22 protein-coding genes are annotated in these 23,985 nt (G+C 73.7%); 16 read left to right on the forward strand and 6 right to left on the reverse strand.

Features of this window, described 5'->3' with window-relative positions; translation table 11 throughout:
• The first annotated feature begins 4 nt into the window (after positions 1-4).
• Genes ACZ501_RS08525 through nudC form a run of 3 tightly spaced genes read left to right on the forward strand, consistent with a single transcriptional unit; the run spans position 5 to position 6,406 of the window.
• Positions 5-3,985 (forward strand): UvrD-helicase domain-containing protein, encoded by a 3,981-nt coding sequence (locus ACZ501_RS08525; protein ID WP_468793461.1) that lies wholly within the window; start codon positions 5-7, stop codon positions 3,983-3,985.
• Between the two features lie 10 nt (positions 3,986-3,995).
• Positions 3,996-5,411, forward strand: coding sequence for a dipeptidase (locus tag ACZ501_RS08530; protein ID WP_468793463.1), 1,416 nt, complete (start codon positions 3,996-3,998; stop codon positions 5,409-5,411).
• Between the two features lie 47 nt (positions 5,412-5,458).
• Positions 5,459-6,406 (forward strand): NAD(+) diphosphatase, encoded by a 948-nt coding sequence (gene nudC / locus ACZ501_RS08535; RefSeq protein ID WP_361601425.1) that lies wholly within the window; start codon positions 5,459-5,461, stop codon positions 6,404-6,406.
• A 68-nt stretch (positions 6,407-6,474) separates the two neighbouring features.
• Here nudC and ACZ501_RS08540 read toward each other — a convergent pair whose 3' ends face one another.
• Complete coding sequence (locus tag ACZ501_RS08540) at positions 6,475-6,735, reverse strand: mycoredoxin (RefSeq protein WP_031151539.1); 261 nt, start codon at positions 6,733-6,735, stop codon at positions 6,475-6,477.
• 265 nt (positions 6,736-7,000) lie between these two features.
• Between ACZ501_RS08540 and ACZ501_RS08545 the strand changes: the two genes are divergently transcribed.
• From ACZ501_RS08545 to ACZ501_RS08565, 5 genes are all read left to right on the forward strand, one after another.
• Positions 7,001-9,238, forward strand: coding sequence for an ATP-dependent DNA helicase UvrD2 (locus ACZ501_RS08545; protein WP_468793465.1), 2,238 nt, complete (start codon positions 7,001-7,003; stop codon positions 9,236-9,238).
• A 167-nt stretch (positions 9,239-9,405) separates the two neighbouring features.
• The gene (locus tag ACZ501_RS08550; protein ID WP_468793467.1) at positions 9,406-9,723 is read left to right on the forward strand and encodes a hypothetical protein; all 318 of its coding nucleotides are present in this window, start codon (positions 9,406-9,408) and stop codon (positions 9,721-9,723) included.
• Positions 9,724-9,906: 183 nt separating this feature from the next.
• On the forward strand, positions 9,907-10,278 hold the full coding sequence (locus tag ACZ501_RS08555) for a WhiB family transcriptional regulator (protein WP_351879426.1): 372 nt from the start codon (positions 9,907-9,909) through the stop codon (positions 10,276-10,278).
• Complete coding sequence (locus tag ACZ501_RS08560; RefSeq protein ID WP_361601421.1) at positions 10,275-10,607, forward strand: hypothetical protein; 333 nt, start codon at positions 10,275-10,277, stop codon at positions 10,605-10,607. The genes ACZ501_RS08555 and ACZ501_RS08560 overlap by 4 nt, the downstream gene beginning before the upstream one ends.
• A gap of 93 nt (positions 10,608-10,700) precedes the next feature.
• Positions 10,701-10,913, forward strand: coding sequence for a hypothetical protein (locus ACZ501_RS08565; protein ID WP_361601418.1), 213 nt, complete (start codon positions 10,701-10,703; stop codon positions 10,911-10,913).
• 39 nt (positions 10,914-10,952) lie between these two features.
• Here the strand turns inward: ACZ501_RS08565 and ACZ501_RS08570 are convergent, their stop codons facing one another.
• The gene (locus ACZ501_RS08570) at positions 10,953-12,281 is read right to left on the reverse strand and encodes an ABC1 kinase family protein (protein ID WP_361601415.1); all 1,329 of its coding nucleotides are present in this window, start codon (positions 12,279-12,281) and stop codon (positions 10,953-10,955) included.
• A 136-nt stretch (positions 12,282-12,417) separates the two neighbouring features.
• The gene (locus tag ACZ501_RS08575; protein ID WP_468793469.1) at positions 12,418-13,569 is read right to left on the reverse strand and encodes a ThiF family adenylyltransferase; all 1,152 of its coding nucleotides are present in this window, start codon (positions 13,567-13,569) and stop codon (positions 12,418-12,420) included.
• A gap of 289 nt (positions 13,570-13,858) precedes the next feature.
• On the opposite strand from ACZ501_RS08575, the gene ACZ501_RS08580 reads away from it, so the two are divergent.
• The 4 genes from ACZ501_RS08580 (at position 13,859) to ACZ501_RS08595 (ending at position 17,723) form a co-directional block, all read left to right on the forward strand.
• Positions 13,859-14,398: a M48 metallopeptidase family protein gene (locus ACZ501_RS08580; RefSeq protein WP_361601409.1), complete on the forward strand. Its 540-nt coding sequence runs from the start codon at positions 13,859-13,861 to the stop codon at positions 14,396-14,398.
• 147 nt (positions 14,399-14,545) lie between these two features.
• Entirely contained in the window at positions 14,546-16,240 is a 1,695-nt protein-coding gene (locus tag ACZ501_RS08585; protein WP_468793471.1) for a TerD family protein, read from the forward strand.
• A gap of 29 nt (positions 16,241-16,269) precedes the next feature.
• Positions 16,270-16,950: an AIM24 family protein gene (locus ACZ501_RS08590; RefSeq protein WP_361601461.1), complete on the forward strand. Its 681-nt coding sequence runs from the start codon at positions 16,270-16,272 to the stop codon at positions 16,948-16,950.
• A 17-nt stretch (positions 16,951-16,967) separates the two neighbouring features.
• Positions 16,968-17,723 (forward strand): AIM24 family protein, encoded by a 756-nt coding sequence (locus ACZ501_RS08595; RefSeq protein ID WP_361601403.1) that lies wholly within the window; start codon positions 16,968-16,970, stop codon positions 17,721-17,723.
• A 78-nt stretch (positions 17,724-17,801) separates the two neighbouring features.
• Here ACZ501_RS08595 and ACZ501_RS08600 read toward each other — a convergent pair whose 3' ends face one another.
• Together ACZ501_RS08600 and ACZ501_RS08605 are read right to left on the reverse strand one after the other, a co-directional pair.
• On the reverse strand, positions 17,802-18,344 hold the full coding sequence (locus ACZ501_RS08600) for an NUDIX hydrolase (RefSeq protein ID WP_361601400.1): 543 nt from the start codon (positions 18,342-18,344) through the stop codon (positions 17,802-17,804).
• Positions 18,341-19,741 carry a zinc-dependent metalloprotease gene (locus tag ACZ501_RS08605; RefSeq protein ID WP_361601397.1) on the reverse strand — a complete coding sequence of 467 codons (1,401 nt, stop codon included), beginning with the start codon at positions 19,739-19,741 and terminating at the stop codon, positions 18,341-18,343. The genes ACZ501_RS08600 and ACZ501_RS08605 overlap by 4 nt, the downstream gene beginning before the upstream one ends.
• A 192-nt stretch (positions 19,742-19,933) precedes the next feature.
• Here ACZ501_RS08605 and ACZ501_RS08610 point away from each other — a divergent pair, with 192 nt between their 5' ends.
• The 4 genes from ACZ501_RS08610 to ACZ501_RS08625 all read left to right on the forward strand — a co-directional run bounded on the left by ACZ501_RS08610 (position 19,934) and on the right by ACZ501_RS08625 (position 23,292).
• A complete protein-coding gene (locus ACZ501_RS08610) occupies positions 19,934-21,100 on the forward strand; it encodes an SDR family oxidoreductase (RefSeq protein WP_361601394.1) in 1,167 nt (388 codons plus the stop codon).
• A gap of 134 nt (positions 21,101-21,234) precedes the next feature.
• The gene (locus ACZ501_RS08615) at positions 21,235-21,696 is read left to right on the forward strand and encodes a molybdenum cofactor biosynthesis protein MoaE (protein ID WP_361610525.1); all 462 of its coding nucleotides are present in this window, start codon (positions 21,235-21,237) and stop codon (positions 21,694-21,696) included.
• 168 nt (positions 21,697-21,864) lie between these two features.
• Positions 21,865-22,062 (forward strand): hypothetical protein, encoded by a 198-nt coding sequence (locus ACZ501_RS08620; RefSeq protein WP_361610523.1) that lies wholly within the window; start codon positions 21,865-21,867, stop codon positions 22,060-22,062.
• 141 nt (positions 22,063-22,203) lie between these two features.
• Positions 22,204-23,292, forward strand: a complete 1,089-nt coding sequence (locus tag ACZ501_RS08625) for a YlbL family protein (protein WP_468793473.1) — start codon at positions 22,204-22,206, stop codon at positions 23,290-23,292.
• Positions 23,293-23,338: 46 nt separating this feature from the next.
• Here the strand turns inward: ACZ501_RS08625 and ACZ501_RS08630 are convergent, their stop codons facing one another.
• Entirely contained in the window at positions 23,339-23,911 is a 573-nt protein-coding gene (locus tag ACZ501_RS08630) for a PPA1309 family protein (protein WP_361610520.1), read from the reverse strand.
• Between the last annotated feature and the right edge of the window lie 74 nt (positions 23,912-23,985).

The raw sequence follows: 23,985 nt of genomic DNA on the forward strand, positions 1-23,985 counted from the left end.
TGAGGTGACCGCGTACGTGACCGGGCGCGCCCCCGTCCTCGACGATCCCGAGCAGCTCAAGGAGCTCCTCGGGATCCCGTTCACGCCCGAACAGCTGGCCTGCGCGGCCGCCCCGGCCGCCCCCCAGGTCATCGTGGCGGGCGCCGGCTCCGGCAAGACCACCGTCATGGCCGCCCGCGTGGTCTGGCTGGTCGGCACGGGCACGGTCGCCCCCGAGCAGGTCCTCGGCCTGACCTTCACCAACAAGGCCGCCGGGGAACTGGCCGAGCGCGTGCGCAAGGCCCTCGCCCGGGCCGGCATCACCGACCCGGACCCTCCCCCTAGCTTCGCTGGGGGGACCCCCACCCCGGCCGACGTCGAGACCGGGGCGGCCGGCGGCGAGCCCCGCATCGCCACCTACCACGCCTTCGCCGGCCAGCTCCTGAAGGACCACGGCCTGCGCATCGGCCTCGAGCCCAGCGCCCGCCTCCTCGCCGACGCCACCCGCTTCCAGCTCGCCGCGAAGGTGCTCCGCGAGGCCCCCGGCCCCTACCCCGCCCTCACCAAATCCGTCCCCGACCTGGTCAGCGACCTCCTCGCGCTCGACGCCGAGCTCTCCGAGCACCTCGTGGAGCCGGCCGCGCTGCGCGCGTACGACACCGCGCTGCTCGACGAACTGGCCGGCGCCAAGCTCACCAACGACGACCTGCGCAAGGTCCCCGAGGCGGTACGCGGCCGCCTGGAGCTGCTGGAACTGGTCTCCCGCTACCGCGCCGCCAAGCGCTCCCGCGACCTCTTCGACTTCGGCGACCAGATCGCCCTCTCCGCCCAGCTCGCCACCACCCGCCCCGAGGTCGGCGCCCTGCTGCGCGAGGAGTTCCGGGTGGTCCTGCTGGACGAGTACCAGGACACCTCCGTCGCCCAGCGGCTGCTGCTCTCCGGCCTCTTCGGCGCGGGCACCGGGCACGCCGTGACCGCCGTCGGCGACCCCTGCCAGGCCATCTACGGCTGGCGCGGCGCGTCCGTGGCCAACCTGGACGACTTCCCCGAGCACTTCCCGCACGCCGACGGCCGCCCCGCCACCCGCCTCTCGCTCAGCGAGAACCGGCGCAGCGGCGGCCGCCTGCTGGCCCTGGCCAACGGCCTCGCCGCGCCGCTGCGCGCCCTGCACGAGGGCGTCGAGGCGCTGCGCCCGGCGCCCGGCGCCGAGCGCGACGGCGTCGTCCGCTGCGCGCTGCTGGACACCCACGCCGAAGAGCTGGAGTGGCTCGGGGACTCCGTCGCGCACCTGGTGCGCACGGGCACCGAGCCGGGCGAGATCGCGGTGCTGTGCCGGTCCGCCGCGGACTTCGCGCAGATCCAGGCCGTCCTGGTGGAGCGGGACGTCCCGGTGGAGGTCGTGGGCCTGTCCGGCCTGCTGCACCTCCCGGAGGTCGCCGACCTCGTGTCCGTCTGCGAGGTGCTCCAGGACCCCGGCGCCAACGCCGCCCTGGTCCGCCTGCTCATCGGCCCGCGCTGGCGGATCGGCGCCCGCGACCTCGCGCTGCTCGGGCGCCGGGCCCGGCAGCTGGTGGCCCGCCCCGGCGCCGACACCGGGCCCGACGGCCGGCTGGCGGCGGCGGTCGAGGGGGTCGACCCGGCCGAGGTCGTCTCCCTGGCCGACGCGCTGGAGACGTTCCTGGACGGCTCCGCCGCCGAGGACCTGCCGTTCTCGGCGGCCGCCCGGGTCCGTTTCGCACACCTCGCGCAGGAGCTGCGGGACCTGCGCCGTTCGCTCTCCGACCCGCTGATGGACGTCCTGCACCGGGTCCTGGCCACGACCGGCCTGGACGTGGAGCTGTCGGCCTCCCCGCACGCGCTGGCGGCCCGCCGGCGCGAGACCCTCTCCCACTTCATGGACGTCGCGGCCGGCTTCGCGGCGCTGGACGGCGAGGCGACCCTGCTGGCGTTCCTGGGCTTCCTGCGCACCGCCGCCCAGTACGAGAAGGGCCTCGACCACGCCCTGCCGGGCGGGGAGAACACGGTCAAGGTCCTGACGGCGCACAAGTCCAAGGGCCTGGAGTGGGACGTGGTGGTCGTCCCCGGCCTCTGCGCGGGGTCCTTCCCGAAGGAGAAGGCCCCGGAGGCCTGGACCTCGTACCCGAAGGTCCTCCCGTACGCCCTGCGCGGCGACGCCCCGACCCTGCCGGGGGACCCGGAGTGGACCTCGGCGGGCCTGAAGTCCTTCAGGACGGCCCTGAAGGACCACAAGGCCGTGGAGGAGCTCCGCCTCGGCTACGTCACCTTCACCCGGCCCCGCTCCCTGCTGCTGGCCTCGGGCCACTGGTGGGGCCCCACCCAGAAGCGCCGGCGGGGCCCGTCGTCCTTCCTGACGGCCCTCCACGACCACTGCGCCTCCGGCTCCGGCGAGATCGAAGTCTGGGCGGAGGAGCCGGCCGCCGACGCCGAGAACCCGGCGCTGGCCACCGACTCCACCCCCGACCACTCCTGGCCCCTGCCCCTGGACCCGGCCTCCCTGGCCCTGCGCCGCGAGGCGGCCGCCATGGTCGAATCCCACCTGACGGCGCGGGGCCGCATCCCGTCCCCGGCCACGCCACCGGACGGGGCGGACGACCCGTACCTGTGGCCCCCGCACTGCGAGGACCCGTCCTACGCCGACGAGCCCGGCCTGCCGGACGACGACTGGCCGGACGCCGTACCAGGCCCCCGCACGGCACCCCCCGCAGCGGACGCCGACCTCTGGGCGGCCGAAGCGATGGATCCCCGGCCGGGGCCCGCCGCAGCCGACGCTGACCTCTGGGCGGCCGAGGCGATGGATCCCCGGCCGGGGCCCGCCGCAGCCGACGCCGACCCCTGGGCGGCCGAGGCGATGGATCCCCGGCCGGGGCCCGCCGCAGCGGACGCCGACCCCTGGGCGGCCGAGGCCGCGACCAGCCCCCGGCCGGGGTCCCCCGCAGGGGACGCCGACCTCTGGGCGGGCGAGGACGCGGCCGACCCGTGGGCTGTGACCCCCGCGTACCCCGCCGGGGCCGTCCCCGCCGGGGTCCGGGGCGGAGCCCCGGTTTCGGGAAGGGGCGGGGTGGGGGAAGAGAACCTCCCCTCGGACCCCGCCGCCCGCCAGGAGCCCCCGGCGCAGCCCGCCGCAGGCGACCCGGCCGGGGACCCGGACGACCTCTGGGCCGGCGAACCGGCGGCACCCGCCGACGCCCCCGCCGGACGGCCCGGGCACCCGGCGCAGCCCCACCCGCACGCCCCCGCCCAGCCCGCCGCAGGCGACCGGCTCACCCCCGAGGAGGCCCGCACCGTCGCCTCCTGGGACCGCGACCTCGACGCCCTCGAAGGCGAGCTCCGCCGCGCCCGCGCAGCCGTCCGGGACGTCGAGCTGCCCTCCGCCCTGTCCGCGAGCCAGCTCCTGCGCCTCGCCGCCGACGAGCAGGGCTTCGTACGCGATCTCGCCCGCCCCATGCCCAAGCCCCCGCAGCCCGCGGCGCGCCAGGGCACCCGTTTCCACGCCTGGGTCGAGTCCCGCTTCGACGAGCTGCCCCTGCCCCTCCTCGACGACCTCCTCGACCCCGCGACCGACCTGCCCGGCTCCGACCAGGAGGTCGCCGACGAGGCCGACCTCGCCACCCTCAAGGCCGCCTTCGAGCGCAGCGAGTACGCCGAGCGCACCCCGTACCGGATGGAGGCCCCGGTCCAGCTGACCCTCGCCGGCCGGGTGATCCGCGGGCGCATCGACGCCGTGTACCGCGAGCCCGACGGCTCGTACGAGGTGGTCGACTGGAAGACCGGCCGCACCACCCAGGCCGACCCCCTCCAGCTCGCCGTGTACCGCCTGGCCTGGGCCGAAGCCACCGGCACCCCCCTGGACCGGGTCTCGGCCGCCTTCCTGCACGTCCGCAGCGGCCGCGTGATCCGGCCGCGCGACCTCCCCGGCCGGGACCGCCTTGAGCGGATCCTCCAAGGCGAATCGGGCACGGCCGGGGCCTCCCGGGCGGACGGTTAGGCTCGTGGCCATGAGCGAAACCCCGGACAGCGTCGTCCGCACGTACATAGACACGCACCGCGCCGCCTTCCTCGACGACCTCGCCGAGTGGCTGCGCATCCCCTCCGTCTCGGCCCAGCCCGAGCACGCGGACGACGTACGCCGCAGCGCCGACTGGCTCGCCGCGAAGCTCAAGGAGACCGGCTTCCCGGTTGCCGAGGTCTGGGAGACCGCCGGGGGAAGCGGCGCCCCCGCCGTCTTCGCGCACTGGCCGGCCGCCGACCCGGCCGCCCCCACCGTCCTCGTCTACGGCCACCACGACGTGCAGCCCGCCGCCCTCGCCGACGGCTGGCACACCGAGCCCTTCGAGCCGGTCGTCAAGGATGGCCGGATGTACGGGCGCGGCGCGGCCGACGACAAGGGCCAGGTGTTCTTCCACACCCTGGGCCTGCGCGCCCACCTCGCCGCGACGGGCGCCGAGGCCCCCGCCGTGCACCTCAAGCTGCTCGTCGAGGGCGAGGAGGAGTCCGGCTCCCCGAACTTCCGCGACCTCGTCGAGGACCGCGCCGCGGAGCTCGCCGCCGACGTCGTGATCGTCTCCGACACCGGCATGTGGTCCGAGACCACCCCCACCGTCTGCACCGGCATGCGCGGCGTCGCCGACTGCGAGATCGACTTCCACGGGCCCGACCAGGACATCCACTCCGGTGCTTTCGGCGGAGCCGTGCCGAACCCGGCCACCGTCGCCGCCCGCCTCGTCGCGGCGCTGCACGACGAGGACGAGCGGGTCACGATCCCCGGCTTCTACGACGGCATCGCCGAGCTGACCGACGCCGAGCGCCGGCTGATCTCCGAGCTGCCCTTCGACGAGGCCGAGTGGCTCCGTACGGCCAAGTCGTACGCGGCCGCGGGCGAGGCGGGCTACTCGACGCTGGAGCGGGTCTGGGCCCGGCCGACCGCCGAGGTCAACGGCATCGGCGGCGGGTACCAGGGCCCCGGCGGCAAGACCATCGTGCCGGCCTCCGCCCACCTGAAGCTGTCGTTCCGACTGGTCTCCGGGCAGGACCCGTACGAGGTCGAGGCGGCCGTCCGGGACTGGGTCGCGGCCCGCGTCCCCGCCGGGATCCGGCACCGCATCGTCTTCGGCGCACCCACCCGGCCCTGTCTGACCCCGCTGGACCATCCCGCGCTGCAGTCCGTGGTCCGCGCCATGGGCCGCGCCTTCGGGCAGCAGGTCCGCTTCACCCGCGAGGGCGGCTCCGGCCCGGCGGCCGACCTCCAGGACGTGCTGGGCGCGCCGGTCCTGTTCCTGGGGATCTCCGTACCGTCCGACGGCTGGCACTCGCCGAACGAGAAGGTCGAGCTCGACCTGCTCCTCAAGGGCGTGGAGACCGCCGCCTACCTGTGGGGCGACCTCGCCGAGAACTGGTCGCCCGCCACCACCTGAAGCCGAAGCACGTTCCGTACGCCTGCCTTGTCCCACCACCGGGGGAGTTGGAAGTACCTGTGAGCACCCATACCGAGCGTCCTCTCTCGCTCACCGCGCCCAGCGACATCGACCGCGCCGCGCACCACCGCCTCGACGAGGCGTGGCTCGCCGCGGCCTGGAGCCACCCCACGACCCGCGTCTTCGTCGTCTCCGGCGGCCAGGTGCTGATCGACGACACCCCCGACGGCGGGACGGGCATCGTGATGACCCCGGCCTTCGAGGCGCCCGTCACCGAGACCCACCGGTACTTCCTGGGTACGGACGAGGACGGCGTACGGTACTTCGCGCTGCAGAAGGACTCGCTGCCGGGCCGCATGGACCAGTCGGCCCGCCCGGCCGGGCTCCGCGAGGCGGGGCTGCTGCTGAACCCGCGCGACGCCGGGCTGATGGTGCACGCGGTGGCGCTGGAGAACTGGCAGCGCATGCACCGCTTCTGCTCCCGCTGCGGCGAGCGCACCGTCGTCGCGGCGGCCGGCCACATCCGCCGCTGCCCGGGCTGCGGCGCCGAGCACTACCCGCGCACCGACCCGGCCGTGATCATGCTGGTCACCGACGAGCAGGACCGCGCGCTGCTGGGCCGCCAGGTGCACTGGCCCGAGGGCCGCTTCTCCACGCTGGCCGGTTTCGTGGAGCCGGGCGAGTCCATAGAGCAGTCGGTGATCCGCGAGGTGTGGGAGGAGGCGGGGGTGCGGATCGGCGAGGTCGAGTACGTCGCCAGCCAGCCCTGGCCGTTCCCGTACAGCCTGATGCTGGGCTTCAACGCCCGCGCCGTCAGCTCGGAGATCACCGTCGACGGCGAGGAGATCCAGGAGGCCCGCTGGTTCTCCCGCGAGGACTACCGCGCCGCGATCGAGGCGGGCGAGGTACTGGCCCCGTCCGGCATCTCCATCGCGGCCCGCCTGATCGAGCTCTGGTACGGCCAGCCGCTGCCGAAGGAGCCGGCGGCCGCCTGAGCCCGACGGCCCGAGGGAAACGCAGAAGGCCCCCGCCGGGGCGGGGGCCGTTTCCGGGAGCGCGCGGGTCAGACGGCCAGGGCCTGCTTGACCTGGGCCAGGCTCGGGTTCGTCATGACGGACTCGTTGCCGGCGGAGGACTTCACGAGCACGGTGGGGACGGTCTGGTTGCCGCCGTTGGCCTTCTCCACGAACGCCGCGGACTCGGGGTCGAGCTCGATGTTGATCTCGTTGTACGCGATGCCTTCCCGGTCCAGCTGGGTCTTCAGCCGGCGGCAGTAGCCGCACCAGGTGGTGCTGTACATCGTGACGGTGCCCGTGTCCTGCATGCTCGCTCCTCTGTGAGTCTCGGTGGATCGCGGTGCCGGGTGATCCGGGGAATGGAACGTCCCGTGCCGCCCGGCCATTCCCGGCCGGATCCGCGGTGTGACCGATTCGACCGCCCGCCGGTCCACTCTCGGTCCACTCCCGATGCAGCGCGCGATGCAGGGCTCGATGCAGGGCTCCATGCAGGGCTCCATGCAGGGCTCGATCCCGTGCTCTCGATCCGGGGCTGGGGACCGGCTGATCCACGGGCGGCGGCCGGTGTGACGGATGCCATGGGCCTGTGGACAAGTTTCCCGTCCGGCCCACCGGACCTGGCAGCATGGCAGGGTGACAGCAGCAACGCACTCCTCATCCGTACCGGCCGGCGGCGGCGCCGACGTCGACCCCGACGCCGTGCTCCAGGGCCTCGACCCCGAGCAGCGCGAGGTCGCCACGACCCTGCGCGGGCCGGTGTGCGTGCTGGCGGGTGCCGGTACCGGCAAGACCCGGGCGATCACCCACCGCATCGCCTACGGCGTCCGCTCGGGCCAGCTCATGCCCGCCAGCGTGCTGGCCGTCACCTTCACCAACCGCGCCGCCGGAGAGATGCGCGGCCGCCTGCGGGCCCTCGGCGCGGGCGGGGTCCAGGCCCGCACCTTCCACTCGGCCGCCCTGCGCCAGCTCCAGTACTTCTGGCCCCGGGCCGTCGGCGGGGAGGTGCCCCGCCTCCTCGAGCGCAAGATCCAGTTCGTGGCCGAGGCCGGCGCCCGCTGCCGCGTCCGTCTCGACCGCAACGAGCTGCGCGACGTCACCGGCGAGATCGAATGGGCCAAGGTCACCCAGACCGTCCCCGCCGACTACCCCGCCGCCGCCCTCAAGGCGGGCCGCGAGGCCCCCCGCGACACCGCCGAGATCGCCCAGATCTACGGCACGTACGAACAACTCAAGCGCGACCGCGGAATGATCGACTTCGAGGACGTGCTGCTCCTCACCGTCGGCATCCTCCAGGACCGCCACGACATCGCCGAGCAGATCCGCACCCAGTACCAGCACTTCGTGGTGGACGAGTACCAGGACGTCAGCCCGCTCCAGCAGCGGCTGCTGGAGCTGTGGCTCGGCGACCGCGACAGCCTCTGCGTCGTCGGCGACGCCAGCCAGACCATCTACTCCTTCACCGGCGCGACCCCCGACCACCTGCTGAACTTCCGCGACCGCTACCCGCAGGCCACCGTGGTCAAGCTGGTCCGCGACTACCGCTCCACCCCCCAGGTGGTCCACCTCGCCAACGGCCTGCTGAACCAGGCCCGGGGCCGGGCCGCCGAACACCGGCTGGAGCTGGTGTCCCAGCGCGAGCCCGGGCCCGACCCGGCGTACGCGGAGTACCCCGACGAGCCCGCCGAGGCCGAGGGCGTGGCCCGCCGGATCAGGGACCTGATCGCGGCCGGCGTCCCGGCCGGCGAGATCGCCGTGCTCTACCGCATCAACGCCCAGTCCGAGGTCTACGAGCAGGCCCTCGCCGACGCCGGGGTCCCGTACCAGCTGCGCGGGGCGGAGCGCTTCTTCGAGCGCGCCGAAGTGCAGAAGGCGGTCCTCGCGCTGCGCGGAGCCGCCCGCTCCGCCGGCAACGACCCGCTCCTCGACGACATCGTCGAACTGGGCTCCCAGGTCCGGGCCGTGCTCAGCTCCACCGGCTGGACCGCCGAGCCGCCCGCCGGCTCCGGCGCCGTGCGCGACCAGTGGGAGTCCCTGGCCGCCCTCGTCCGCCTCGCCGAGGACTTCGCCCGGGCCCGCCCCGGCGCCGGCCTGGCCGAGCTCACCGTCGAACTGGAGGAGCGCAAGGCCGCGCAGCACGCGCCGACCGTCCAGGGCGTGACCCTCGCCTCACTGCACGCCGCGAAGGGCCTGGAGTGGGACGCCGTGTTCCTGGTCGGCCTCACCGACGGCATGGTGCCCATCACCTACGCCAAGACGGACGAGCAGGTCGAGGAGGAGCGGCGGCTGCTCTACGTCGGGGTCACCCGCGCGCGGCTCCACCTGACGCTCTCCTGGGCGCTCTCCCGCGCTCCGGGCGGGCGGGCCTCCCGCCGGCCCAGCCGCTTCCTGAACGGCCTGCGGCCCGGCTCCGCGGCCCCCGGCAGCCGCCCGGGCGCCCCGGAGGGGGGCGGGGCGGCCCGCAAGCGCGGTCGCCGCGGGCCGGTGCTGTGCCGGGTCTGCGGCCGGACGCTGACGGAGGCCGGGGACATCAAGCTGATGCGCTGCGGCGACTGCCCGTCGGACATGGACGAGGGCCTCTACGAGCGGCTGCGCGAGTGGCGCGCCGGCCAGTCGAAGCTCCAGGGTCTGCCCGCGTACTGCGTCTTCACGGACAAGACGCTGATGGCGATCGCGGAGGCCGCTCCCTCCGAGCCGGGGGAGCTCTCGATGATCTCCGGCGTGGGCGGCCGCAAGCTCGAGCGGTACGGCGCCGACGTCCTGGCCATCTGCACAGGTCAGGAGCCTGGGGGCGAGGATCCTGACGACGCGTAGAAACTCGTCGGAAAAATAGTTTGCACATGCCCGGCGAAGCCCCATAGGTTCTTAGCAACGGAAACGGTGGCTTCTCCGAAGCCCGGGATCCGTGCTGTACTTATCCGAATACGCATGGGACAGGCCTTCGGGCCGGGTCCCCGAGACGCCGAGAGGAGGCGAGACCAGTGGCCAGCTTCATGACCTTCACCAAAATGACCGATCGCTCGGTCGACGCTTCCTGCCTGCTCGGTTCCGTCTCCCTCCTGGGCACCGGTCTGTCCGCGGTCTCCGCCGACAGCCCCGCCCTGCTGGCGACCCTTCCGGTCAGCGAGCGCAATGAGCGACCGACCAAGGCACTGGTGGCAGTAGCGGAAGCCCGCGCGGCGCATGGCGCCTATGGCTTCGCGGCCGCGGCCGGTGCCGGAATTCAGACGCAGACGAAGCAGCAGCACCACCTGATGTGGGCCTTCCGCGGGCTCGAACCCTGGAGTGATCCAGCCTGATCGCATGATCAGGCCGGCGCCTTCAGGGCCGCGGAACCCCACCCGGGATCCGCGGCCCTTCTGTTTGTCCCCGACCGGGGACGGCGGAGCGAAGGGGCCTCGGGACTGGCAGGACCAGCAACCAGCCGCCACCCGGCCGACCGGCCGGAACGACTAGCCGAACAAGACGAGGAAGAAAACACCGTGCAACTCGAAGCGCACGCCCCGTCCGTACCGCAGACCCAAACGATCTCCCCGCCCGCAGTCCCGGAGGACCCCGCCTTGACCCCCCTCACCGCGCTCACCGCGCTCGACGACGCCATCGAGAACCTCGGCGTACCCGTCCCCTGCCGCACCTTCGACCCCGAGGTCTTCTTCGCCGAGTCCCCGGCGGACGTCGAGTACGCCAAGTCCCTCTGCGGCACCTGCCCGCTGGTCGAGGCCTGCCTCGCCGGTGCGAAGGAGCGCCGCGAGCCCTGGGGCGTCTGGGGCGGAGAGCTCTTCGTCCAGGGCGTGGTCGTGGCCCGCAAGCGGCCCCGTGGCCGTCCGCGCAAGAACCCGGTTGCAGCGGCATGACCGCCATCGGAACCATCGACCGCCCCCTCACGCACGACCCCTTGAAGCAGGCCCCCATGTCCCCCTACACCACCACGAGCGAGCAGCCGCACGGCTCCGCCACCGCAGACTTCATCACCGCCGGCGCGATCACCTCGCGTCAGAACAGGACCCGAGAAATGCAACTCATCCCAGAAGCCATGGCCCGTGCCCATATGGACGACCGCATGCGCGAGGCGGACGCCGAGCGTCACGCCCTGCGCCTGGTCGCCGCCCGGCGCATGCAGCGACGGGCCGAGCGCGTCTCCATGCGCGCCCGGCGCGCGCTGGCCATGGCCGTCATGCACTGAGCATCCGAGCTCACGGGGGGACCGGTCCGAACGGACCGGTCCCCCCGGTGCGTTGCGGAGGCCGCCGCGGCCCCGCAGGGATATCGTCTGGTGGTGGACCAGCCGACCCCCCACCCCACCCCGCCGGGGCCCGAGGCCCAGCCCGTCGTCTGCGCGCGCTGCGGTACGCGCTCACCGGGCGGCGGCCCGCCGCCGCCCACCTGGACGTGCTCGGTGGAGAACGGCACCAGACAGTACTTCTGCGTCGACTGCGCGCGCGCCAACCTGCGTGCCATCGAAGGTCGGCTCGACTCCTCCTGGTGGTGACGCGCTCCCGGCCGCCGCGGTGCGGTCCGCCCCGTCCGGTCAGTCCTCGGGCAGGAACCCGGGGAGCCACTCCTCCAGTTCGTCGCGCAGCCGTACCGTCGCACCGAGCTGGCACAGGACGCCGATGGTGCTCAGCGTCACCCGGTGGATCAGCAGGTAGGACGGCGGCAGGTTGATCTGCCGCCCCAACTGGTGGGCGGGGGAGCGGGGATCGGCGATCCGCGCCGCCTGCCCGCGCAACCACGGCCGGGTGAAGGTGAATTCGTCGGCCTCGGCGGGCTCGATGATCGGCTTGAGGTAGTCGAGCACCGCGTCCGGGTCGAGTTCGATGCTCTCCCTGACGAACCCCTCGGCGCGCAGGTGCCCGTAGACCCCCTCGGCGTCGCCGTCCAGGGTCATCCGCAGTGACCGGCCGATGGGCCTGGGCCAGCCGCCCGGCAGCCGGTCCACGGTGCCGAAGTCCAGCACGCCCAGCCGTATCCGGCCGTCCGCCCCGGCCACGAGCCGGAAGTTGCCCGGATGCGGATCGGCGTGCAGCAGCCCGGTGCGGGCCGGCCCGGAGAAGAGGAAGCGGGCCAGCAGCTGTCCGGCGCGGTCGCGTTCCTCCTGCGTGCCGTCGGTGATCACCTCCGAGAGCGGGGTGCCCTCCATCCACTCGGTCACCAGCACCTGGTCGCCCTGGTGGACGACGTCCGGGACGAGGACGTCCTCGTCGGCGTCGAAGGCGTCGGCGTGGGTGCGCTGGGCTTCGGCCTCCAGCTCGTAGTCCAGCTCCTCCGCGACCCGGTCGCGCAACTCGGTGATCAGCGGCTTGATGTCCATGCCCGGAACCAGCGGACCCAGCAGGCCGGCGAACCGGCTGAGCTGCTTGAGGTCCGACAGCAGCGCCTCCCCGGCCCCCGGGTACTGGACCTTGACCGCCACCTGCCGTCCGTCGTGCCACACCGCACGGTGGACCTGCCCGATCGAGGCGGCCGCGGACGGCTTGTCCTCGAACTCCTCGAACAGCTCCCGCCAGTCCTCGCCGAGCCGCTGCGCCAGCACCTCGTGCACCCGCGCCGCGGGCAGCGGCGGGGCCGCTTCCTGAAGCTTGGTCAGCGCCGCCCGGTAGGGGCCGGCGACCTCCTCGGGCAGCGCCGACTCGAAGACCGAAAGGGCCTGCCCGAACTTCATCGCGCCCCCCTTCAGCTCCCCGAGCGTGCGGAACAGCTGCTCGGCGGTGCGCTGCTGGAGCTCGCGGGCCACGATCTCGGCGGACTTGCCGCCGATCCGCTTGCCCAGGCCCCAGGTGGCCCGGCCCGCGATGCCGAGCGGCAGCGCGGCCAGTTTGACGGTGCGCGTGACCGCCTTCCGGGGAAGATCAGACATGAGCCCCTCCAGTTCACAGACTGCTGTGCCGCGAGCGGCGGTTCGAGGCGCGGCTCGGCCCCCGTCGCATCCTGCCATGCCCCCCCGATCCCCCGGAGCGGGGCACCTGCCCCGGATCCGGCGGGAGTCCGCCCGCTCACGAGGGCACCTCCCCGGAGCCCACGGCCGGCACCGGCCCCGCCAGGACCGGCCCCGCCGCGACCGCCGCCGGGGCCGCCGCGGCGCAGGGGCAGTCCGGGTGCGGCCGCAGCGCGGAGCGCTCCCAGTGCAGCCCGGGCAGGGCGGCCTCCCAGCGAGCGGCCGTCGAAGCGGGCAGCTGGCCGTCGAGGAAGGCCAGGGCGTGGGCCGCCGCCAGGCCGGCCACCGCCGTCGACAGCCCCAGGTCGCAGGCGCCCGCCCCGCGGCGGCGGTGCGCCGAGCGCCACTGCACCAGCATCCGCGGCCAGGCCGGATCCCGGTCGACGCGGTCGCGCTCCATGCACCCCGCGCACGCCGTGGACCCGGGCAGCACCAGGGGCCCGACCAGCCCCGTCCCCTCCAGCACCCCCGCGTACAGGTGCGGGGTGCCCGTCGCCACCCAGTCGGCGGCCGTCGCCGGATCGGGCGCCCACGCCTGGAGGCCGTCCCGCGGCGCGACCACCACCAGTGCCAGCCCCGGCCCCGGCCCGTCGGGATCACCGGCACCCGGAGCCCGCCCCGGGGCCGACTCCCGTACGAGGGCGGCCGCCGCCTCGGCCCGCAGCCGGCCCACGCTGCCCGGATCCAGCCCGCCCGGCGCCACGTCGGCGACCTCCACCCGGCCCCCGTCGAGGACCTCGACCCGGCCCACCCCGGCCCCCGCCAGTACGGCGGCGATCACCGCCCCCACCCGGCCGCTCCCGCGCACCTGGACCCGTAACGCCCTGCGCGCGGCGATGCCCCGCAGGTCCCCTCCCGGCTCCCGGTGCACCAGCGAGAGCGAGCCGAGATCGGGCCCCAGCCGCTCCAACACCTCGGGCCGGCGCCGCAAGGCCTGCGCCCGAGGCCCCCCGGCGGTGAGGTCGTCCAGCAGCCCGGCCTCCGCGAGCCGCCTGACCAGCCCGTCCGCCTGCCCCTCCGGCAGCCCCGTCGCGGCGGCCTCGGCCCGCAGCAGCTCCATGCCCCGCGTCCCGTCGATCCGGTCGATCAACGATCCGGTCGCCGTGTCCAGCGGTCCGAGCACCACCGCGTGGGCGGGCGTCACCCCGAACTGGACCGTCTGCAGGTCCCGCCACGCCCGCGCCAGCGCCGGCTTCACCTTCGGATACATCCCGACTCCCCTCTCGCCGGTCTCCCGGCTCCTGCGCCACCGCGCCCCAGCGCTACTGCGCTCCAGCACTCCTGCGCTTCTGCGTTCCTGCGGTTCTGCGGTTCTGTGTTTCCGCGTCTCCGCCACGATGCCCGGCCACGGGATCGCGTGCGCAGATTTGTCCACAGGCAAGGGGTATTGGGCATATGAGATGAAGAACGAGAGTGCTTCGGACACCGCCGGCGAACCGATCATGTTCGAACCTCGGACGCGCGGGACTTCCACCACGGCGACCGGGTAACGTCAAAGCGTGTCAGCCGAGCCCCCGCAGCGAGCCGTCGAAGTCCGCCGGAGCGCCCGCCGCCGCAGGACCGTGTCCGCCTACCGTGAGGGCGAGCGGACGGTCGTCCTGATCCCTGCCCGGATGTCCGAGGCGGAAGAGCGGCGCTGGGTGGGCGTCATGCTCGACAAGCTCGCCGCCCAGGAGAGCAAGCGCACCCTCGGCGACGCGGAACTGATCGAGCGCGCCGGGCGTCTGTCCGAGCAGTACTTCAGCGGCCGTGCCCGCCCGCGGTCGGTCCGCTGGGTCACCAACCAGAACACCCGCTGGGGCTCCTGCACCCCCGCCGAGGGCAGCATCCGGCTGTCCCACCGCCTCCAGGGAATGCCGGAGTACGTCGTCGACTACGTGCTGCTGCACGAGTTGGCGCACCTCCTGGTGCCCGGCCACGGCCCCCGTTTCTGGGAGCTGCTGGAGGCGTACCCGAAGACCGAGCGGGCCCGGGGATTCCTCGAGGGAGTGGCCGCGGCGGAGCGCCTGCCCCGGGTCCCGGCCGCCCGCGGGGAATGACCTTCCGTCACGGAGAGTGAGTGTGTACCGGGTCGGTACCGGCTTGGCCGGATGTCGGCAGGAGCCGTTAGCCTGAGCGGCACACATCGAGCAGCACGCATCCGGCGGTGCACGCAGTCGTAGTCGGGATGGGGGACGGTCGGACACATGGCCAGGGAATTCCAACGCGGCCACAAGGCCAAGATCAGTGATCTGACGGCGGGTACCGATCTGTACGTGGGCGTCCAGATCTCCGGGCCGGGGCTCACCTTCGACATCAGCTGCTTCGGCCTCGACGCCGACGAGCGGCTGTCGGACGACCGCTACTTCGTCTTCTTCAACCAGCCGAAGTCGCCCGAGGAGTCCGTCCAGCAGCTCGGCGCGCAGGCCGGTGACACGGAATCCTTCCGGGTGACCCTCGACCGCGTGCCCGCGGCCATCCACAAGCTGTCCTTCACCGCCACCCTCGACGGCGCCGGGCAGATGTCGCAGATCGGACCCGGCTACATCCGGGTCGTGGCCGGCGGTGAGGAAGTCGTCCGGTACTCCTTCACCGGTGCGGAGTTCAGCACCGAACGCGCCCTGATGATCGGCGACTTCTACCGCAAGGACGTGTGGCGCTTCGCCGCCGTCGGACAGGGCTTCGACGGCGGACTCGCCGCCCTGCTGGAGCACTTCGGCGGCGAGGTCGCCGAGGACGAGGCGCAGCCCGAGCCGCAGGCCCCGGCCCAGCCGCAGGCCGGAGCGCCGAGCTTCGCCCCGCCCGCGCAGGCCGCCGCCCCGGCCCCCTCCTTCGGCGCCCCGGTCCAGCAGCCGCCCGCCCCCGCGCCGTACGCCCCGCCGCAGCAGCCACAGCCGCAGCAGCAGGCGCCTGCCCCGCAGCCCCCGGCCCCGGCGCCCGTGCACTCGGCCCCGACCATGGTCGCCCCGCTGGCCGCGCCCGCCCCCGCGGCCCCGTACGGCCAGCCGCCCCACCCCCCTCAGCAGCCCGGCCCGCCCTCGTTCGGGCAGCAGCCCTCCTACGGCGGCCAGGTCCCGCCCCCGGCCCCGGCCCCCGCGCCCTACGGCGGGCAGCCGCAGCCCTCGTACGGCCAGATCCCGGGCCAGCAGCCGGGCGCCCAGCCCCCCTACGGCCAGCAGCCCGCGTACGGCCAGCAGCCCCCGCCCCCCTACGGCCAGGCCCCGCAGGCCGCCGGGCCCGGCGCCGGGCTCGCCGCCGCCCTCCAGCCGTACAAGGAGGCCCCCACCGGCGCCCGCTGGACCCCGCAGAACCAGCAGCTCATGCGGGTCGACCTCGCGATGGGCGGCCAGGCCGTCCTCGCCCGCCAGGGCAGCATGGTCCTGTACCAGGGCAAGGTCGACTTCAGCTACAAGGGCGCGGGCTTCGCCGGCCGCATCGTCGGCAACGCCACCGGCCAGGAGATGCAGCTGATGCGCTGCACCGGCCGCGGCCAGGTCTTCCTCGCCGAGAACGGCGCCCACCTGCACGCCATCGAGCTCCAGGGCGACGGGATCTGCGTCTCCGCGGAGAGCGTCCTCGCCTTCGACGAGTCCCTCCAGCACGAGGTCCGCCGCATCGAGGGCCACGGCATCCCCGGCGGCGCCCTGTTCACCATGCTGTTCCAGGGCTCCGGCACGGTCATCGTCAAGACGCACGGCGTGCCCGTCGTACTGCCCGTGACCCCCACCACCTTCGCGGACAGCAACGCCATCGTGGCCTGGTCGGCCGCCTCGCAGGTGATCATTTCCAGCCAGGTCCGGCTGCGCCGCAACGCCTACCCGGGCCACAGCGGGGAGACCGTGAACCTGCAGTTCCGCGGCGCCCCCGGCAACTTCATCGTCGTCCAGCCGTACGAGGTCTGAGGGAGCCCCACATGAACGCCATGAACGCAATGAACCAGCAGCTCGCGGGCTACGCCCCGACCCCCGTCACGGCCCGCATGGAGAACCACGGCCGGGCCATGCTCAAGGTCGCCATGCAGAGCGGCCAGGACCTCTTCGCCCGCACCGGCTCGATGGTCGCCTACGAGGGCTTCGTCCAGTACGAGCCCAACCCGCCCGCCGTCCGCCAGATGGCCTCGCAGTGGCTGACCGGCGAGGGCGCCCCCCTGATGAAGTGCACCGGCGACGGCCTCCTCTACCTGGCCGACTACGGCGCCGACGTCGTCTGCATCAACCTGAACAACGACGCCCTCTCCGTCAACGGCACCAACCTCCTCGCCTTCGACGCCCACCTCCAGTGGGGCGTCGAACGCGTCAAGGGCATGGCGAAGTTCGCCGGCCAGGGCCTCTTCAACGTCCAGGTCGCCGGAACCGGCTGGGTCGCCATCACCTCCCGCGGCACCCCGATCGTGGTCGACTGCGGCCGCGGCGAGGACGAGACGTACGTCGACCCGGACGCGCTCGTCGCCTGGTCGCCGAACCTCAAGGTCAAGGGGAAGCGCAGCTTCAAGGCCTCGTCGATGATCGGCCGGGGCAGCGGGGAGGCCTACCAGATGGCCTTCTCCGGCCAGGGCGTCGTCGTCGTACAGCCCAGCGAGGACAGCACCGACCGGCTCCGGGCCCGGGGCTGAGGGGGAGCGGACACATCATGCAGAGCTCACTTTTCGGCCACGCCGAACAGCAGTCCCAGGACCGCTACACCGTCCAGAACCCGCAGCTCCTGCGGGTCACCCTGACCGGCTCCGACGACGTGCTCGCCCGCAAGGGCGCCATGGTCGCCTACCAGGGGATCGTGGACTTCGACGGCGAGTACCAGAGCGGCAACCAGCGGAACGCCCGCCGCCGCACCGGCGAGGGTCTGGACCTCATGCGCTGCTCCGGCCAGGGCACCGTCTACTTCGCCAACCTCGCCCAGTACGTGCACGTCGTCGACGTGGACCACGACGGCCTCACCGTCGACAGCAGCTACGTCCTCGCCATGGACTCCACCCTGCACACCGAGGTCATCGCCGTCGACAGCCAGTACGGGATCTCCGGCTCCGGCAAGTACCAGCTCAACATCTCCGGCCGCGGCAAGGTCGCCCTCATGACCTCCGGGCAGCCGCTGATGATGCAGGTCACCCCCGACAAGTACGTCAACGCCGACGCCGACGCGATCGTCGCCTGGTCCACCTCGCTGCGCGTGCAGATGCAGGCCCAGACGCACTCCACCGGCGTGTGGCGGCGCCGCGGCAACACCGGCGAGGGCTGGGAGCTCAGCTTCCTCGGCACCGGCTTCGCCCTGGTGCAGCCCAGCGAGGTGCTGCCGCCGCAGAACGCCCAGCTCGGGCAGGGCGTCGCCGCGCAGTTCGGCATGGGCCAGCACGGCGCCCACGCCCAGAACCAGAACAACGCCTGGAACTGACCGGACCGGCACCGCACGGATGGAAGGGGCGGACCCGCACGGGCCCGCCCCTCCCGGCGCATCACCGCCGCGCCGGCGTCAGGCGCCCAGCCGCGCCCGGGTCGCCTCCAGCAGCCGCACCACCGAGGTGTCGGCCACCGCCGCCACCTCCTCGTACGGGAACCAGCGGAGGTCCAGCGACTCGTCGCTGATCTCCGCCACCGCGCCGGCCGGGGCCAGCACCGCGTACTGCACGTCCAGGTGCCAGTTGCACGGCGCGGGGATCGGGTGCCGGTCCAGGCGCACCGGGCCGCCCGCCACCAGGGTCAGCCCCGAGCCGATGCCCGACTCCTCGACGGCCTCGCGCATGGCCGCCCCGGCCAGGGTGGTGTCACCGGGCTCGCAGTGCCCGCCCATCTGGAGCCACATGCCGAGCTTCCTGTGCAGGGTCAGCAGCACCCGTCCGCCGGCCGGGTCGACCACCAGCGCGCTGCCCGTGACGTGGCCGGCCGTGCAGGGCTTGTAGACCCCGTCCGGGTGGGCGGCCAGGTGCTCCAGGTAGACCCCGCGCAGCTCGTCCTGCTGTGCGTCCGGGCCCTCGTACTGCTTCAGGACCGCGACGGCGTCCTCGTACAGGCTCACTTCTCGCCGTCGCCCTCTTCGTCACGCCGCCGGGCGGCCTCGCCGAGCATCTTGTCGATCTCCGAGAAGTCCAGCTGCTCGCGGTGCACGAACCCGTCCGGGTCGTCCAGGTCGGAGGCCGTCGGCAGCATGTCCGGGTGCTCCCACAGCCCGTCGCGGCCGTCCACACCGCGCGCGTCGGTCAGCGAGGCCCACAGCCGCGAGGCGTCCCGCAGCCGCCGGGGGCGCAGCTCCAGCCCGATCAGCGTCGCGAAGGTCTGCTCCGCCGGACCGCCCGAGGCACGCCGCCGGCGCATGGTCTCGCGCATCGCGTCGGCCGAGGTCAGCCGGGGCTTGGCCGCCTCGTGCACGACCGCGTCCACCCAGCCCTCGACCAGCGCGAGCGCCGTCTCCAGCCGGGCCAGGGCGGCCTTCTGCTCCGGGGTGTCCTGCGGCTGGAACATGCCGCCCTGCAGGGCCTCCTGGAGCTGCTCGGGATTGGTCGGGTCGAGCTGGCCGACCACGTCCTCCAGCTTCGAGGTGTCCACCTTGATGCCGCGCGCGTACCCCTCGACCGCGCCGAACAGGTGCGAGCGCAGCCACGGGACGTGCGCGAACAGACGGGCGTGGGCCGCCTCGCGCAGGGCCAGGTAGAGCCGCACCTCGTCCGAGGGGACGCCCAGGTCCTTGCCGAAGCCCTCGATGTTCAGCGGCAGCAGCGCCGCGCGCCCGGCCGGACCCAGCGGCAGTCCGATGTCCGTGGAGCCGACGACCTCGCCCGCCAGGGTGCCGACGGCCTGGCCGATCTGCTGCCCGAACATGGCCCCGCCCATGGAGCGCATCATCCCGAGCAGCGGGCCCGCCATGGCCTGCATCTCCTCGGGGAGCACGCTGCCCATGGCCGCGCCGACGCGCTCGGCGACCGGGTCCACGAGCTCCTTCCACACCGGCAGGGTCGCCTCGACCCACTCGGCGCGGCTCCACGCGACGGCCGCGTTGGCGCCCGACGGCAGGGAGGTCACGTCGTCCAGCCACAGGTCGGCCAGTCGCACGGCCTCCTGGACCGCGGACCTCTCCGCGATGCCGACGCTCGCGTCCTTCACGCCGTCCGCGGTGCCCTGCGCGACGGTCTGGCGGGCGATGTCCTTGGCCATGTCCCAGTTCACGGGACCGCCCTCGTAGTTCAGCATCTGCCCGAGCTGCTGGAACGCGGCGCCGAGGTCGTTCGGGTTCATCGCGCCGAACATCGCGGCGAACGGGTTGTCCGCACCGCCGGGGAAGCCGCCAGGAAGGCCGCCGGGGCCGAACCCGAACGGATTGGCGGGACCGTCCTGGCCGCCCTGGCCGCCCTTCTTGCCCTTGTCGCCGTCCTCCGGCTCCTCCGGCGGAAGGCCGAATCCGAATGGGGTGTCGCTCACGGGTTTCCTCGGCTCGTAGGGCCGCCGGCGGGAGCCGACGGGCGATGGTCCGACAACACCACCCAGCGTAGACACCCCTCCCGCTTACGGGCTCGGTGCTCCGCAGGGTCCGGGGCTGCGGCAGGATGGACATCACCTGGTGGGTACGCGTCACGGCGCGCCCTCACTGAAGACAACCGCTGGAGACGCCCGGTGAGTTCCCCAGATCCGCAGGCTCGCGCGCCGCACGACGCCGAAAACCGCCCTGAGCACGACGACAGCGCCTCCGGCGTTCGCCAGCCGCGAAACCAGGACGGCCCCCGACGACGCAGCCCCGTGATCGCGGTGACCGGCGCGGCCTCCGGGGTCGGCGCCGCCCTGGTGAGCCGCCTGGCCGCCTCCGACGAGGTCAAGCAGGTCGTGGCCATCGACGAGCGGCGTGGGGACTGCGCCGAAGCGCAGTGGCACGTCCTGGACGTACGGGACCCGGCGATCGCCGAGAAGCTGCGCGGCGCCGACGTCGTCGTCCACCTGGCGCTGGACCTCGACCTGGAGACGGATCCGGCGGCCCGGACCGCGTACAACGTACGCGGGACCCAGACCGTCCTGACGGCCGCCGCGGCGGCCGGGGTGCACCGCGTCGTGCTGTGCACCTCGGCGATGGTCTACGGGGCCCTGCCGGACAACGACATCCCGCTCTCGGAGGACTCCGAGCTGCGCGCCACCGCCGAGGCCACCGGCGTCGGCGACCTGCTGGAGATCGAGCGCCTGGGCCGCCGTGCCCCCCGCGCGCACCCCGGGCTGAACGTGACGGTCGTCCGCCCGGCGGTCCTGGTCGGCGGCACGGACACCGCCCTGACCCGCTACTTCGAGTCCCCGCGGCTGCTCGTCGTCGCCGGCTCCCGGCCCACCTGGCAGTTCTGCCACGTCGAGGACCTGGTCAGCGCCCTGGAGTACGCGGCCCTGGAGAAGGTCGAGGGGGAGCTCGCCGTGGGCTGCGAGGGCTGGCTGGAGCAGGAGGAGGTGGAGGAGCTCAGCGGGATCCGCCGCATGGAGCTGCCCTCCGCCGTCGCCCTGGGCGCCGCGGCCCGGCTCCACCGGATCGGCCTGACGCCCTCCCCGGCCGGGGACCTCGCCTACACCATGCACCCGTGGGTGGTCAGCGTCAGCGGGCTGCACGCGGCGGGCTGGCGGCCCCGCTGGACCAACGAGGAGGTGCTGGCCGAGCTGCTCCAGGAGGTGGCGGGCCGCCACACCGTCGTGGGCCGCCGCCTGGGCCGCAAGGACGCCGCCACGGCCGCCGGCGCCGCCGGCGCGACGGTGGCCCTGCTCGGCGCCGCCGCCGCGGTCCGCCGCGCCCGGCGCCGCCGCGGCCTGTGACCCGCGGGCCCGGGCCCCGTACCGGCCCGGGCCGGTACGGGGCCCGGCGCCTGTAGGAGGCTCCCAACCGGGGCGGCGGGCCCCGGGCGAAACGGCTATTCCGCCGTACCGGCGGCTAGGGCACGATGGGGACCATGGCACCGCACTTCGACCACCCCGGCGAGCAGGCCGCTCAGGACCCCATCCGGCTGCTCGAGATCCGTGAGACCCCGCTCTCGATCGACGAGGTCTTCCAGGCCGTCGGCGACGACTCCACGGGAGGCACCACCCTCTTCGTCGGGACGGTGCGCAACCACGACGGGGGCGCCGACGTCGACTCGCTCGGCTACTCCTGCCACCCGACGGCCCAGGCCGAGATGCGCCGCATCGCCGACCGTGTCGTGGCGAAGTACCCGGTCCGCGCCCTGGCGGCCGTGCACCGCATCGGCGACCTGGCCGTGGGCGACCTGGCCGTGGTCGTCGCCGTCTCCTGCCCGCACCGGGGCGAGGCCTTCGAGGCCTGCCGCATGCTGATCGACGACCTCAAGCACGAGGTCCCGATCTGGAAGCACCAGACCTTCGCGGACGGCACCGAGGAGTGGGTCGGCGCCTGCTGAACCAGGCGGTACGCCCCACCGGGGGGCCGGGTTCCGGCCCCTCACCCGCAGGGAGTAGCCTCACCCCCGTTCGGCCGCGCAACACGCCCTCGATTTGCGTAACCCCCTCCCGGGCACGAGCGTTGAAGCCACCAACGACACGCACTTTCGGGGCAGGGAGGCACGTCCATGGCATCACTGGTGTGGCTGCTGATTCCGCTGTTCGCCGCCATCGGGGCCGCGATATGGGGCAGCTGGGCGGCGCGCGACCGCACCCAGGGCGACATATCCGAGCTGGCCGGTTACGCCAGGTTCCGAGAGGCCATGGACCGCGCCGACCGGTCCGGGACGAACGAAAAGGCACACTCCGGTTCCGACGCCGTCTGACGCGTCCCGTGAGTCCCCTCCCGTCCCCGACAGGCCCGCTGACCAGGCCCCGGCTGAGAATCCCGTGAGAGTTCCGCCCGCGGGCCCCGTACGGACCGGCCCCACGGGCCGCCCGGTCGGGCCGTCCCGTACTGTCGGTCCATGCCACGCCGCACCGCGACGATGCTCGCTTCCTTCCTCGTGCTGTTCGCGCTGCTCTGCGCGGGCGTCTTCATCAAGGTCCCCTACTCCGAGATGAGCCCGGGCCCGACGGTGAACACGCTGGGAGACTCGCGCGGCGAGCCGGTCCTCAACATCGGGGGCCACAAGACCTACCCCACCAGCGGCCACCTCAACATGACCACGGTCCGCGTCACCGGCGCCGACTACGACATGAACCTGCTGGAAGCGGTGTACGGCTGGCTGGCCGACGACAACATCGTCGTGCCGCACGAGAACCTCTACCCGAACGGCAAGACGGACAAGGAATCCACGCAGGAGAACGCCGAGGAGTTCAGCCAGTCGCAGGAGAGCGCCAAGGTGGCCGCCCTCAAGCAGCTCGGCATCCCGGTCTCCGCCCGCGTCGTCGTCTCCACCGTCGTCAAGGGCAGCCCCTCCGAGGGCAAACTGCACGCCGGGGACGTCATCAGGGAGGTTGACGGCGCCGCCGTCACCGCCCCGGGCGACGTCGCCAAGCTCGTGACCAAGCACAAGCCCGGCGAGCCCGTCGTGTTCACCATCGTGCCCGCCCCCGAGGCCGCCGAGGCCGAGAAGGCGAACCGCGAGCCCACCACCACGTCGAAGGTCACCATCACCGCGGGCAGGGCGGAGGACGACGGGCACGCCATCGTCGGCATCCGGGCCGGGACCGACCACACCTTCCCGTTCCCGATCGACATCAAGCTCGCCGACGTCGGCGGCCCGAGCGCCGGCCTGATGTTCGCCCTCGGCATCGTCGACAAGCTCACCCCCGAGGACCTCACCGGCGGCAAGTTCATCGCCGGCACCGGAACCATCGACGACGAGGGCAAGGTCGGCCCCATCGGCGGCATCCAGATGAAGACCATCGGCGCCCGCAAGGCCGGGGCCGAGTACTTCCTCACCCCGGCCGAGAACTGCGCCTCCGCCGCCTCGCACACGCCCGACGGCCTGACCCTGGTGAAGGTCTCGACCATCGGCGACGCCACGAAGGCCCTGGAGAAGATCGGCAAGGGGGACACGGCCGGACTGCCGAAGTGCTCGGCGTCCTGACCGCGCCCCGCCCCCGCCCCCGCCGGCGGCCCGGCCGCCGGGCCGTCTAGCCGAGGAAGGTCGCCGCCAGCGCTTCGGCCAGGCCCGGCACCAGGCCCGCGCCGGTCAGCACCTCGCTCGAGGAGTCCTTGTCGCGCAGCCGTACGGCCGACTCGCGCGAGCCGTCGCGCAGGACGCCCACCGTCAGGCGGACCTCCTGCCGCTCGGGGTGGTCGGCGACCCACTGGGTCAGCTGCTTGTCGCTGAGCCCCGCCGGTACGGAGGCCTCCGCGGACGGCGGCAGCATCAGCCGCTCCACCGTCAGCGCGCACCCCACGACCGCGTCGGGCCAGGCGATGGTCCCCAGGAACTTGTCCAGCGGGGTCCCGGCCGGCACCTCCTCCTGCTCGATGGGGGTGAGCTGGCTCTTGCCGGTGTCGTCCTGGTCGAGGCCGAGCTGCCCCGCGAGCCGGGGCTCCTGCCTGCGCAGCCGGGCCGTGTCGACCAGGGCGAACAGCCGGGCCGGCTTGTCCCAGCCGAGGGTGGAGGCGTACTCGTCGATCTCGAGGACGGCGCGGGTGAGCGGACCGGCCGCCATGGGGGTGCCTGGGGAGGGCGAAAGGTTGGACATGGACAACATCCTGCCTCCTTTCCCCCCGATACCGGGAACTGACTAAAGCCTCAGTAAGTTGCATGGGTGGGCCCTACGATCGT

It is taken from the genome of Streptomyces sp. NPDC034085 (assembly GCF_055575555.1).